General features: G+C 45.3%; 12 protein-coding genes and 1 pseudogene. 2 read left to right on the top strand and 11 right to left on the bottom strand.

What is annotated here, in order from left to right:
* Nucleotides 1-7 precede the first annotated feature (7 nt).
* Nucleotides 8-1,615 carry a DUF4270 domain-containing protein gene (locus KG118_RS01795; protein WP_117711202.1) on the bottom strand — a complete coding sequence of 536 codons (1,608 nt, stop codon included), beginning with the start codon at nt 1,613-1,615 and terminating at the stop codon, nt 8-10.
* 23 nt (nt 1,616-1,638) lie between these two features.
* Complete coding sequence (locus tag KG118_RS01790) at nt 1,639-2,463, bottom strand: glycogen/starch synthase (RefSeq protein ID WP_117711203.1); 825 nt, start codon at nt 2,461-2,463, stop codon at nt 1,639-1,641.
* Between the two features lie 245 nt (nt 2,464-2,708).
* Here KG118_RS01790 and panC point away from each other — a divergent pair, with 245 nt between their 5' ends.
* Complete coding sequence (gene panC, locus KG118_RS01785; RefSeq protein ID WP_117711204.1) at nt 2,709-3,554, top strand: pantoate--beta-alanine ligase; 846 nt, start codon at nt 2,709-2,711, stop codon at nt 3,552-3,554.
* Between the two features lie 22 nt (nt 3,555-3,576).
* Nucleotides 3,577-3,930: an aspartate 1-decarboxylase gene (gene panD / locus KG118_RS01780; protein ID WP_004289575.1), complete on the top strand. Its 354-nt coding sequence runs from the start codon at nt 3,577-3,579 to the stop codon at nt 3,928-3,930.
* A 76-nt stretch (nt 3,931-4,006) separates the two neighbouring features.
* Here the strand turns inward: panD and KG118_RS01775 are convergent, their stop codons facing one another.
* The 9 genes and pseudogenes from KG118_RS01775 to KG118_RS01735 form a co-directional block, all read right to left on the bottom strand.
* A complete protein-coding gene (locus KG118_RS01775) occupies nt 4,007-6,313 on the bottom strand; it encodes a bifunctional dihydroorotate dehydrogenase B NAD binding subunit/NADPH-dependent glutamate synthase (RefSeq protein ID WP_117711205.1) in 2,307 nt (768 codons plus the stop codon).
* Between the two features lie 235 nt (nt 6,314-6,548).
* A complete protein-coding gene (gene tnpA / locus KG118_RS01770) occupies nt 6,549-7,001 on the bottom strand; it encodes an IS200/IS605 family transposase (RefSeq protein WP_117711206.1) in 453 nt (150 codons plus the stop codon).
* Nucleotides 7,002-7,349: 348 nt separating this feature from the next.
* On the bottom strand, nt 7,350-8,624 hold the full coding sequence (gene serS, locus KG118_RS01765) for a serine--tRNA ligase (protein WP_117711207.1): 1,275 nt from the start codon (nt 8,622-8,624) through the stop codon (nt 7,350-7,352).
* Between the two features lie 158 nt (nt 8,625-8,782).
* The gene (gene rpmA, locus KG118_RS01760) at nt 8,783-9,052 is read right to left on the bottom strand and encodes a 50S ribosomal protein L27 (protein ID WP_117711208.1); all 270 of its coding nucleotides are present in this window, start codon (nt 9,050-9,052) and stop codon (nt 8,783-8,785) included.
* Nucleotides 9,053-9,074: 22 nt separating this feature from the next.
* Nucleotides 9,075-9,392 carry a 50S ribosomal protein L21 gene (rplU, locus tag KG118_RS01755; protein WP_117711209.1) on the bottom strand — a complete coding sequence of 106 codons (318 nt, stop codon included), beginning with the start codon at nt 9,390-9,392 and terminating at the stop codon, nt 9,075-9,077.
* A 455-nt stretch (nt 9,393-9,847) separates the two neighbouring features.
* Nucleotides 9,848-10,480, bottom strand: a pseudogene (locus tag KG118_RS01750) (HAD family hydrolase); the annotation flags it as partial.
* Between the two features lie 88 nt (nt 10,481-10,568).
* The gene (locus tag KG118_RS01745) at nt 10,569-11,081 is read right to left on the bottom strand and encodes a C40 family peptidase (RefSeq protein WP_117711211.1); all 513 of its coding nucleotides are present in this window, start codon (nt 11,079-11,081) and stop codon (nt 10,569-10,571) included.
* Nucleotides 11,082-11,083: 2 nt separating this feature from the next.
* Complete coding sequence (locus KG118_RS01740; protein WP_117711246.1) at nt 11,084-11,845, bottom strand: ABC transporter ATP-binding protein; 762 nt, start codon at nt 11,843-11,845, stop codon at nt 11,084-11,086.
* A gap of 31 nt (nt 11,846-11,876) precedes the next feature.
* A complete protein-coding gene (locus KG118_RS01735) occupies nt 11,877-13,364 on the bottom strand; it encodes a DUF5687 family protein (protein WP_117711212.1) in 1,488 nt (495 codons plus the stop codon).
* Between the last annotated feature and the right edge of the window lie 70 nt (nt 13,365-13,434).

Here is a 13,434-nt window from a genome sequence, read left to right as displayed (position 1 = left end):
GGAACTTTTATTTATTAAAAGAAGTATAGGTTACTTCTATTTCCAAATCACTTCCGCCAAAGGCGGGATCTCCACCTTTAAGTTTGGCATAGGTAGGCTTTAAGTCATGCTGGATGCCAATCATGGAAGGAGTCTGGCTGTTCGTGTCGTAGGTCACAACTACGGGGATTAATACTACCTTATCCCAGTTTTTTCCTTCATCTGTTTTACTCCAGCTTTCTTCCCAGGAAGCTTCATCCCATGAACTTCCGGCAGTTTCTTTAGCTTTCTGCTTGGCGGCCTTTTTCTCGTTGATGCAGGCTGACACTAAGCGGGCTATGTTTTTAAAGGTGTATTGATTGGTTTCTACATTGTTGTGGGTTGCCACAAATGATGTGACATTGTCTGTCAATTCATTGTTTACAAAGAAAGAGTCCATATCTTTCATGCGTACCAATAAAACGGTTTGCGGCGCACTCATGCTGAATTTGTATTGTTTGTCCTGGCTATAGTTGGTGAAAGTCAATTTAACTGCATTCAGCGTATCATTGGTCAACTTTTCAGCTATTTCGTCATAGGGCAGGGTTGCTTCTGTGAAGATGCCCGCCGGTGATTTCAGATAACTCCAACCCTTTTCGCTGTCGCTGTTTACTTTTTCCTCCAGTTTTTCTGAGTTTTCAAATTTATTGGCTTGGATTACTTCTTTGGTGGAAGCAAAAGCAACGGCTGTGGCGTAGTATAAAGAGTCTGAACCCGCTTCACCGTCTTTGTCGGTGACTTTCTTGGTAAGCTTCACTCCCAGGCTGTCTACGTAATGGAATTGGAACTGCATCTGCAGGTCTACACGGTCTACATAAAGGATAGTCCCATCACCGTAATCAGTTTGCAGATAGACGCCCTTGAATACGTTTTCGATAAACTTCTCCGAGTTATCAAAATAATCATTCTTTCCTTCCTGATATTCACGGTTCAGCTTCAGAATCTTGTTTCCCAAATCTTTGCTCAATGGGAAAGTGATGTTGGGATAATAAATGGAATTGCCGCTTGAGTCAGTTGCATTTCTTACAGAATCGGGCACTGAGGTGTCATAGGCTGTATATGCTTTTCTGCCCAAGAGTGTTTCGTTGTTGTAATATTCCTTGACATCAATATTGGTGTACCGATACATTTCGGGCTTTTTACGTACTTTCAGCCAATCTTCGTCCAACTCATATGCACTCATTCTGCATGCATTTAGGGAGTCGCCGAACCAACTGGAGTAATAGACCACTAACTGGATTTTTTCTACCTCGTCTTTAACCATTGTACCGGTACCGCTTTTCCCGTCAGCGCTTTCTTTATATACAGCGGGGAAAGTAAAATTCTCCGTACAGTTCAATTCTGCTAAAAAGCTGGCTTCGTAGCTTCCGAACCCTTCGGATTCGGGATCTGTAAACTTACCGATATATCCCGTACTGGTTTTGGAATAAACTTTCTTTGCAAGAATTGATTTGGTAGTAACATTAAATTTTTCGGTTTGGGCTTTGATACCGTCTGAATCGGGCAACATATCCATGCCCAATGTTCCGGTGTTGTCATCACATCCGTAGAAAGCCAGGAGTGCTAAAAGCAATATTCCTAAATATTTTACTTTCATAATTGTTCGTCTTGAAATCAACTTTATTCTTGTTCTTCTCCCCAAACTTGGTCGTAGAAGTCGTTGCAGGCATCTGCGAAGTTTTCGGGAGATTGATAACCTAAGATAGGTTTACCGGCTTGCCGGGCATACTCCATGACTTCTTCGTTTACGTGTTCGCTTTGCTGAATAACACCGTCGGAATAGTCTATCGCCAATTTGCAGAGAGCCGTATAATCAATCGGCTCTTTCAAGTCGGCAATATCTTTCTTGGTGATACCCTTCAGAAGGAGCTTGCTTGCGAAATCGGGGTGAAACGGCTGCTTGAAGTCATCGTCATACAGTGAAAAGACTACTTTTGCATCTCTGAATGAAGGTTCGTCTTTGTATGCTTTCTTGATATACAGCGGTGCTAATGCAGTCATCCAGCCATGACAGTGGATGATGTCCGGACACCAGCGCAGTTTCTTAACAGTCTCCAGTACGCCGCGGGCATAGAAGATAGCACGTGCGTCGTTGTCTTCGTACTCAACACCGTTTTCGTCAATCACTTGCAGGCGGTTCTGGAAGTAATCATCGTTGTCGATGAAATAAACCTGCATACGGGCAGACTGTATAGATGCTACTTTAATGATAAGCGGATGGTCGGTATCGTCAATAATAAGGTTCATACCGGAGAGACGTATCACTTCGTGCAACTGATTTCTGCGCTCATTGATATTTCCCCATTTGGGCATAAACGTTCTGATTTCTCTGCCTTTTTCTTGGATTGCTTGCGGCAGGTTTCTGCCTACAAGGGACATCTCGGATTCTGAAACGTAAGGGGTAATTTCTTGTGTTATAAATAAAACCTTGTTCGCCTTTGTCATAATAACAATGTTCTCAATTATTCTGCAAAGATATAAAAAAAATCGGGCAATAAAGCAAACCGGGCTCGTCTATAATTCCTTATGAATTGTTAACCGCTTGTATATCAGTAGAAAATAGGCGAAATCTCACCTCCGGCTTTGGGACAACTTTTGCATTAATTTACGATATTTCTTCTTTATGTGGTAAATAATAGCTTATTTTGCACCGTTTTTGCAAACAACTAAGTTATATATAACCAATAAAAATGGAAATAGTACATACTATCAAGGACTTGCAGGCCGGACTTTCGGCTATGAGAGCCCAAGGTAAAAAGGTAGGTTTAGTGCCTACGATGGGAGCCTTGCATGCCGGTCATGCTTCATTGGTAAAACGTTGTGTGGCAGAGAATGATGCCGCTGTAGTAAGTGTTTTTGTAAATCCTACCCAGTTCAATGACCAGAATGATTTAGTCAAATATCCCCGTACGCCGGAAGCTGATTGTCGTCTGCTGGAAGAGTGCGGGGCTGCGTTTGTCTTTGCTCCGGCTGTGGAAGAGATGTATCCGGAACCGGATACCCGATGCTTCAGCTACGCACCCTTGGATACCGTTATGGAAGGCGCTTTTCGTCCGGGACACTTTAACGGCGTGTGCCAGATTGTGAGCAAGCTGTTTGATGCGGTACAGCCGGACCGCGCATATTTTGGTGAGAAAGATTTTCAACAACTGGCCATTATTCGTGAAATGGTGCGCCATATGAATTATCCGTTGGAGATTGTGGGCTGCCCTATCGTGCGTGAGGAGGACGGATTGGCCTTGAGCAGCCGTAATGCCCGTTTGTCCGTTGAAGAGCGCAAAAATGCTTTAAAAATTTCGCAGACTTTATTTGAAAGTCGTACCTTTGCAACTTCACATACAGTTGCCGAGACACAGAAATTTGTGGAGGATGCCATTGCAGCCGCTCCCGGCTTGCGTTTGGAGTACTTCGAGCTGGTGGACGGTAATACGTTGCAGAAGATTGCCAATTGGGAAGATACCTCATATGCCGTAGGTTGCATTACGGTATTCTGTGGAGAAGTCCGCCTGATTGACAATATCAAGTATAAGGAGTAATAAACATAAAAAAGACAATCTTATGATGATTGAAGTGTTGAAGTCGAAAATCCATTGTGCCCGTGTTACGGAAGCTAACCTCAATTATATGGGAAGCATCACGATTGACGAGGATTTGATGGATGCCGCTAACATGATTGCCGGTGAAAAGGTTTATATTGCCGACAACAATAACGGTGAACGTTTTGAAACTTATATCATTAAAGGCGAGCGCGGTTCGGGTAAAATATGCTTGAACGGTGCGGCGGCCCGTAAGGTTCAACCGGATGACATTGTTATTATCATGTCGTATGCATTGATGGACTTTGAAGAAGCCAAGACGTTTAAGCCGACCGTGATTTTTCCCGACCCGGCAACAAACAAGGTGGTGAAGTAAGGTCTTTATCAGATAATAAAAAGAAAGTTCCGTTTGCTGAATGGCAAACGGAACTTTCTTTTTATGGTGAGGTTTCTTATTTCTTCAACTGCTCATTCATTGCCGCTGCCGCTTTTCGTCCGTCTCCCATGGCAAGGATTACGGTAGCGCCGCCACGGACAATGTCGCCGCCGGCATAGATGGTTGGTATAGACGACTGCATACTGTCGTTTACGGCAATGGTGCCTTTACGTCCTAATTCGAGTCCTTTGATGGAGCTGGGAACGATAGGGTTGGGAGATACACCTACGCTGACGATAGCAAGGTCTATATCAATTGTTTCGGTAGCTCCCGGAATGGGTACAGGGCTGCGGCGTCCGGACGCGTCGGGTTCACCCAATTCCATCTTTTGAAGAACCACCTGCTTTACTTTTCCTTGTTCGTCGGCAATGTATTCTATCGGGTTGTGAAGTGTCAGGAACTCCACGCCTTCTTCTTTAGCGTGTTTCACCTCCTCCAAACGTGCGGGCATCTCTTCTTCCGAACGACGATAGATAATCATGGCGCGTTCGGCACCCAGACGACGGGCTGTGCGGACGGAGTCCATAGCCGTATTGCCACCTCCGATTACGGCTACGCATTTGCCGAAGGGCACAGGCGTATCGGAATCTTCACTGGCGGCGTCCATGAGGTTGACACGCGTCAGGTATTCGTTGGACGACAGGATGTTGATGGAATTTTCGCCGGGGATATTCATGAAGTTAGGCAATCCGGCACCGGAAGCGACGAATACACCTTTGAAGCCTTCTTCTTCCAGTTGCTCCACGCTTAATGTCTTGCCGATGATGCAGTCCTTAATGAACTTTACACCCATTTGGGCAAGGTTCTCGATTTCTACATCCACCACTTTGTTGGGCAAGCGGAATTCGGGAATACCGTATTTCAGTACGCCGCCGATTTCGTGCAGCGCTTCGAATACGGTAACGTCGTAGCCATATTTCGCCATGTCTCCCGCGAAAGACAGACCGGCGGGACCCGAACCGATTACGGCAATCTTGATACCGTTCTTTTCTTTGATTTCCGGTACGGAGATTTGTCCGCTTTCGCGTTCATAATCTGCAGCGAAGCGTTCCAGATAGCCGATGGCAACCGGCTTTTCGTTCATTTTTAAGTGGATACATTTGGACTCGCACTGCTTCTCCTGCGGGCAGACGCGACCGCAAACGGCGGGCAGTGCGCTGGTTTCTTTCAGCGTCTTGGCGGCTTCCAAGAACTCGCCGCGTTCTATATTTTTGATGAAACGGGGGATGTCTATACCTACGGGGCAACCCTCCATACAGCCCGGATTGGCGCAGTCCAAACAGCGCTTTGCTTCTGTCAACGCCTGTTCTTCGGTCAATCCCCGGTTTACTTCTTCTTTACGGCTGTGCGAACGGTATTCCGCATCCAGTTCGTTCATTTCCACGCGGGGGATGGCGGTACGTTCTTTGGCTTTCATGGATTTACGCAATTCTTGACGCCAAGCGGCATTGCGGCTCTTTTCGTCCGCTTCCCGAGTATTCTCGCCGGTAGCTTGGCAGGTTTGCGGTTCTTCCAACTTGTGCATTTCTTCACGTTCTATGTTTTTGAACGCGCCCATGCGTTTCAGCATTTCGTCGAAATCTACTTGGTGACCGTCAAATTCCGGCCCGTCTACGCATACAAATTTGGTTTTACCACCGATGGTGATACGGCAAGCACCGCACATTCCTGTTCCGTCCACCATGATGGTATTCAGGGATACATCGGTAGGTATCTCGTATTTCTTTGTCAGCAAACAAACGAATTTCATCATAATGGCAGGACCGATGCAGAAGCATTTGTCTACTTTCTCGCGTTTGATAACATTTTCCACGCCTTCCGTAACCAAGCCTTTGCGGCCGTACGAGCCGTCGTCCGTCATGATGATGACTTCGTCGGAACTTTCCCGCATCTCTTTTTCAAGGATAATCAGTTCTTTGGTGCGACCTGCCAATACCGTAATTACACGATTGCCGGCAGCTTTCAGCGCTTGCACGATAGGAAGCATCGGAGCCACGCCCACACCGCCGCCGGCGCAAACAACAGTCCCGAAGTTCTCAATATGGGTGGCTTGCCCCAGCGGACCAACAACATCGGTTATGTAATCGCCCTCATTCAGCTCGCACAGACGGGTGGATGAGAGGCCTACTTCTTGCACAACCAAAGTGATAGTTCCTTTTACAGGGTCGGCAGAGGCTATGGTCAGCGGCATACGCTCGCCTTTTTCGCCTACGCGTACTATTACAAAGTGTCCTGCCTTGCGTGATTTAGCAATTAACGGTGCTTCGATTACTAACTTGAAGACCTTTTCTGAGAAATGTTCTTTGCTAATGATTTTATTCATTATCTTATAATTTTGTTGGTATAATTACGTAATTTCTTTCAGAATGATAGATTTTGCAAAGATACGGCTTATTTGTTAATAACAAAGAATGTGCGGGGAAAAAAGAAGGCGGAAGAAGGGATAAGACGATTTTGAGGGAGGGGGAGGAAGGCTGTAAGCCTCATATCTTATAGCCCGGGGTAACACCCCGGGTAAGAACGGTATTTTCCTTTTGCGCCCTGTAAGGGCATAAGAATTAACTCCACAGGTATTCCTCCTTATACTCAACCTGATAACTTTTCAGGAATTCAACCAATTCCTCTTTGAAATTTTTCTTTGTGTGATGTTCTTTTTGGTTTCGGATATAATTGGTGACGGCGTCAACTTTTGATTGACTGACTGAAAATGCGGCATAACCGCTTTGCCATGCAAAATTGGAATATTGGGAATATTTGCCTTTTATCCATTTAGAGGAACTTCTTTTGATTTCTTGTAGTAGAATGGCGGTAGAAACGGTACTTGTCAATTCGCATAGAATGTGTATGTGATTGGCGGTGCCACCTATGATGATGCTTTTGCACAGGTTTTGGTTGATGATTCCACCTATGTAAGAGTGTATTTCATTCAGGTTTTTTTCCGGTAATAGGTCTTCGCGATTTTTGGTGGAGAAGATGATGTGTATGTAGATTTTGTTTAAGGATTGTGACATGATGTTTGGTTTTGCCCTTTCAGGGCGTAAGAGGAATGAGGGGATAATTAACCCGGGGTGTTACCCCGGGCTGTAAGCTATAAGGCTTTCAGCCTTCAATTCTATGTTTCGGTCTTCAGTTTTATGTTCCAGTCTTCAGCTTTATGTTTCGGTCTTCAGCTCCGTCCCTCAGCCTTTTACTTCATAGCTTTTTGTTCTGACTTTCATTACTCTTATTTTTGTAGTTTTAAGGAGTCACGTTGTTTTCTTCTTAGGCTGCCAGTCTTTGAATAAGAAAAGTGCGTCAGAATATGAAACTTCTATTATTCTGACGCACCTTTTGTTATTTTGGATGAGGAATGAAACCCCTTAGTCAATCATCTCAAATCCTGTATACGGAACCAGCGCTTTCGGAATACGGATACCCTCCGGAGTCTGGTTGTTTTCCAGTAAGGCTGCTACGATACGTGGCAGGGCGAGTGCAGAGCCGTTCAATGTGTGGCAAAGTTCTGTCTTCTTTTCTGCTGTACGGTAGCGGCATTTCAGGCGGTTGGCCTGATAAGTATCAAAGTTGGATACCGAACTGACTTCCAACCAACGTTTCTGTGCCTCAGAATATACCTCGAAGTCAAAGCAAAGGGCGGCGGTGAAACTCATGTCGCCACCACACAGGCGCAGGATGCGATAGGGTAGTTCAAGTTTTTGGAGCAATCCTTCCACGTGGTTCAACATTTCCTGATGGGATTCTTTGGAATGTTCCGGCTTGTCGATGCGCACCAATTCTACTTTGGAGAATTCGTGCAGGCGGTTCAAGCCGCGTACGTCTTTGCCGTATGAGCCTGCCTCGCGACGGAAGCATTGCGTATAAGCGCAGTTTTTGATGGGCAACTGCTTTTCGTCGAGGATTACGTCACGGTAGATGTTCGTTACGGGAACTTCGGCGGTTGGAATCAAATACAAGTCGTCTACTTCGCAATGATACATCTGCCCTTCTTTGTCGGGCAGCTGGCCTGTACCATAGCCGGAGGCGGCGTTAACCACCGTGGGAGGCATTATCTCGGTATAGCCGGATTTGCGCGCTTCGTCCAAGAAGAAGTTGATAAGTGCACGCTGAAGTTGTGCGCCTTTGCCTTTGTATACGGGAAAACCTGCACCTGTAATCTTAACACCCAAGTCGAAGTCTATCAAGTCGTATTTCTTGGCCAGTTCCCAGTGGGGAAGTGCGTCTTTGGGAAGTTCGGTTTCCATGCCGCCCATTTTCTCCACCACGTTGTCATCGGAGCCTACGCCTTCGGGTACACTGTCGTAAGGGATATTGGGGATTGTATAAAGTAGGTTCTGGAGTTCGGTTGCAGCCTGATCCATTTCTTCCTGCAATGCCTTGTTGGCTTCCTTGAGTTCGGCTACGCGGTTTTTCGCGGCTTCGGCTTCATCTTTCTTACCCTCTTTCATTAACAGTCCGATAGACTTGGAAAGGGAGTTGACTTCCGACAGGTTCTTATCTAAGATTGTTTGGGTATTGCGTCGTTTGTTGTTAGTTTCCAGCACTTGCTCAATGGTTTCTTTGGCATTTTTGAAGTGCTTTTTCTCCAGTCCGCGGATTACCGCGTCGGTGTTGTCTGTAATTTGTTTAATGGTAAGCATATCTTATACTTGTTTTTATGATACTCTGGATTTGCGAGGACAAAGATAGTGCAAATCAAAAGTAATACAAAAAAGAAACTTGCTTATTTTTACGTTTAAAAAGAAAGGGATGCAGTCTAACTGATTGCATCCCTTTGCTTTATTTTTTGTCCGGAAACTTATGCTTCTGCGTTTTCAGCGGGAATGATAGAAACAGATCTTCTGTCTGCCTTACCTACCTTGAACTGTACAGTTCCGTCTACCAAAGCGAAAAGAGTGTGGTCTTTGCCCATACCGATGTTGTCACCCGGGTGGAATTCAGTACCTCTTTGACGAACGATGATGTTACCTGCCTTGCAAGCTTCGCCACCAAATATCTTAACGCCTAATCTCTTACTCTGTGATTCGCGGCCGTTCTTAGAACTACCGACACCTTTTTTATGTGCCATTTCTTCTTACTTTTTTAATTGATTAAGCTACTACTTCCTTAATTGTTAACTCTGTGAATTGTTGACGGTGACCGTTCAATTTGCGATGACCTTTTCTTCTTTTCTTGTGGAAAACAAGAACTTTTTCACCTTTTACCAAACCGGAAACAACTTCGCAAACTACCTTTGCGCCTTCTACAGTAGGAGCACCTACAGTGATGTTACCGTCTTTGTCTACCAAAAGAACTTTCTCGAATTCTACTGTCGCACCGGCTTCTGCATTCTGCATATGGTGTACAAACAGCTTTTTGCCAGCTTCTGCTTTGAATTGCTGACCGTTGATTTCTACAATTGCGTACATTTCTTATATATAATGTATAAGTTAGCTCCGTCGGGTGGTCTCTAATCACTTAGAAAGCACTTAATTAAACCCGGTGCGGAATAATCGGGCACAAAAGTACCTCTTTTATTTGGAACGGGCAAATGTTTCTTCCTCTTTTTTAAGACAATTAATATTTTCATGTTTAGACGGTTTTCCCGCGATAAGCCGGTGTTCCGGAAGCGGTGTCAGGCAACAGAAGCGTGAATTGCTATTCGTTCCACCACGGGGAACATTTCGTTCCTTCATGGAGAACTTTTCGTTCCACCGTGGAGGAACGAAAAGTTCTCCATGAAGGAACGATTTAAATCTTGCAGGAATTATGCGTAAGTAAGGAAACAGAAAAGTGCGACGAATACGGCGAAAAGTGCCAGCAGCAAGAGGATGCGCCGTATGTTTGTGTTCTTCGGAGCAACGACGGGCAGCGGCTCTTGCTCTAACAACTCTTCCAAGCTGCTCATTATCTTTTTGTGCGGGTAGCGTTGCAGTTCTTCGGCGGTGGTCATGCCATGCGTGATGCCTGCAAAGTCCACCCCTGCCTTTTGGGCTGTTTCCGCATCTACCGTACTGTCGCCGATGTACAGTGTTTCGGCTTTAGTGGTGTGTAGCTGTTTGATGGCAAGCAAGAGCCCTTCGGGGGAGGGTTTGGGTGTTTTTACGTCTTCTCCGCCGATGATGATGTCTAGAAAATCTTCAGGAAAGTGCTGGCTCAGCAGTTCTTTTATGCGATAGCGAAACTTGGTGGAGATGATTCCTATGCGGGCGCCGGAATCTTTTAAAGCTATCAGTACGGATTTGGTTTCAAGGAACAGTACCGTGTTGACGGTCATATGCGTATCTGCCTCTCTTACGTATTCTTTTTTGAATTCGGCAAGTTGCAGGGGATCGGTTACACCGGAAAGAATGGAAAAAGAATCTTCCAATGTCTTGCCGATGGTACGCTTAATGTCGTCGTCTGTGGGGCGAGTGTAGCCATGGCGGTTCAGCACGTTGCGAAAGCAAGTAACAATGCCACGCGAAGAATCGGCAAGCGTATAGTCGAAATCAAAGAGGTAGGTTGTATAATTCATAAGTTTTTTTGTGGGCGAAGTTATGAATAAATCGGAATTTTGTGTTACACTTGTTTATTGGATTTCTTAATATTAGCTGCTTTGCGCTTTATTGTATCCTACCTCCGCAGAGCCAGTATTGCGTATAGTACTTCTCTTTGAGACTGCTGACGATGACTCCCTGACTGGTGCTGGCATGAATGAACTTGCCGTCTTTCAAATAGATGCCTACATGGGCTACCTTTTTACGCGATGAGCGGCTGGTGAAAAACACCAAGTCTCCTTCACGCAGGTTGCGGCGGGCTATTCTGTGGCTTTCTTTTAGTTGCCCGTCCGTGCTGCGCGATAAGTGTATGCGGTAGGTTTTCTTATAAAGTTGGGATACCAGACCGGAACAGTCCGTTCCATGCTTGTTGTCGCCGCCGGACCGATAGGGAGTACCTATCCATCCGGCTGCATTGATATAGAGTTTGTGGTTGTCTGTCAATTCAATATCCATACCCAGACGCACAGAGGCTTTTGCCAGGGCCTTATAGTCAAAGCGGGGAGCGGCAGTATGGCAGGAACTTAAACAGAATACTAACCCTATGAGAGCAATTGTATAAGAAAAGGATTGTTTCATGCTTATTCTTCTGCGGGTGTTTCTTCGTCTGTACTATCTGCAACTCCTGTATCGGCTTCTTCTACGCTGACATTGAAATAGGCTTCCAGTTCCTTTTCTGCCGAATTGTTCTCGTTTTGTATGTCACGAATGATAATTCCGTGTTCCAACAAGGCGATGCGCGGGCATACATCTACCGTGTGGTTAAGGTTGTGACTGGAGATGATGACGGTGGCTCCGTGTTCTTCGTTGTACTTTTTCAGCAGTTGCTTGATGATGGACTGCGAACTGGGGTCGAGGAAGTTGAAGGGTTCGTCCAATATCAGTAGTTGCGGATGATGCAGCATGGCGGAGATGATACCTATTTTTTGTTTGTTTCCGGCTGAGAAATTGCGTATGAACTTCTTCTGTCCCATGACTTCACCGTTCATGAAGCGTTCAAAGGGAGCGATACGTTCATCTACTTCTTCTTTTTTCAGACCGTACATCCTGCCGATGAAATAGAAATATTCCTCCGGGGTGAGATAGTCTATCAGGAAACCGTCGTCAATGAAGGCGCCGGTAAATTTCTTCCAATCCTCGTTTTTACATACATCTATGTCATTGATGGTGACATTGCCGCGGTCGGCTTGCAATAAATCCAGTATCAGTCGGAAAAGGGTAGTCTTTCCGGCTCCGTTATTACCTACCAAACCTAACATATCACCTTGATGGATGGTGTAGTTGTCGATATCTACGGCGGTCTTTTCGCCAAAGCGTTTTTGTAAATTATTTATCTGAATCATAGCCATAAATTATAAATCTAAATTATAAACCTCATTGTCTGCTGTCTCTGAATCCTTCCATATTCTTGTAGCGTCGTTTCATGAAACGATGATACACGTTCTTCAACCAAAAACGAGAAGTCAGTATAAATCCCGCACCGATTGCAATCAATATCCAAGCTGTAACGGTGGGACCGAAAAAGGCTGTCAGTGTAAAGTTCATAAGAAGGGGCACACCGAATGCCGCTCCGGAAATCAGGTTCTGTAGTCCGGTTCCCATATTTTGGCGGTTGGTCATTTTGGCATTCAAATCCACCGTCTTGTTGTTGTATACTGCCAATTGGAACAGGCAGAAGTAAACGCCACCGGCTACAAATATGGCCCAGGCAATGCAACTCAGTACAGATAGTTTGCCGCTTGCCATGGCGGGTATCATCAGGATTAGGGGTATGAGTATGGCAATGCTGTATAAGATATACTTGGCGCGGAGCAATGTATAGATAGACTCTTTGCGACTCATCAGCCCGTCAATATAATTGCCTTCGTAGCTCATCAGGCTCGACAGGAACAGAATACCGAAAATCACAAAGTTGTAGACCATGATAAAACTCTTCATCCCCTGGCCATCGTATACTTCGGTAAAACTCAGGGCGCAGGTAAAGGCTATGACAACCAAGAATACAGTGCGCAGGGCCGTCTTGCAGACTTTGTTGCGCAGTAGCATCTTCAGTTCCAGTCGCATATACTCTCCGATTTCACCGTAGCGGTCCAAGAACTTGTATTCGGATACATGCTTTACCTTAGTGTCTTCTACTTTGTTTATTTCGTTGTAAATCAGTTTAATCATTAGTCTGCGGTTGATGAACCATAGCACTGCGATAGCTGCGGATGTCCCGATGAAAGCAATAAGATGCCCGAGGATAAATTCTTCTCCCAAGTCGGTAGACCAATCAAATAGCAGGCTGTTTTCCGGTATGAACAGTCCGGCCGCTATGGCTCCGTACACCAATACCGGCAAGGCTATCCACCAGATGCGTTCGTTCATTAATGTGCGGCATAGCAGGAACCAGTAATTGTTGAGTACCATCAATAACCATATTCCGATACTATAGGTCAGCACGCCTGTTATACCATAGAATTTAGTGATGCTGATGATAGCGAACGGAACAAAGAAGAAGAGCCATATCAGGTTGAAACCGTTTAGTCCGGAACGTATCAGCAGGAAGTCAATGAGGCGATTGCGTCTTATCGGTAGCAGGAGGTAAGGTTTTACTTCTTGGGTGGGCGTCTTCTGAAACGGGAAGCGCATCAGGAAGTCCAAAGCAAGAACAAATATCAGTCCGCTGTTCAATACATGGTATGCCTCGGTTGAACTGTCACTGAAAGCAATAGCAAACAATGTTCCGAGAAAAATCAGATAGCCGGCCCAGAACACAGCCATGAAGTACATCCAGAACTTTCCGAATTTGTTCTTTTCATACATTGGGTTTCGCTTGGCAGCCAACTTTCCTTGTTTACGTAATTCTATAAAGAGGCTCATAATGGATGGGTGGTTAGTGTATATGAAAAAGGCTGCGCTGCCTTACGAACAACGCAGCCTTTTTTAAAAA

The sequence above is a fragment of the Bacteroides propionicigenes genome (genome assembly GCF_018390535.1).
GTDB lineage: Bacteria > Bacteroidota > Bacteroidia > Bacteroidales > Bacteroidaceae > Bacteroides > Bacteroides propionicigenes.
Note: the sequence above shows the minus strand (reverse complement) of the source record. Positions and strands in the feature narration are given on the sequence as shown.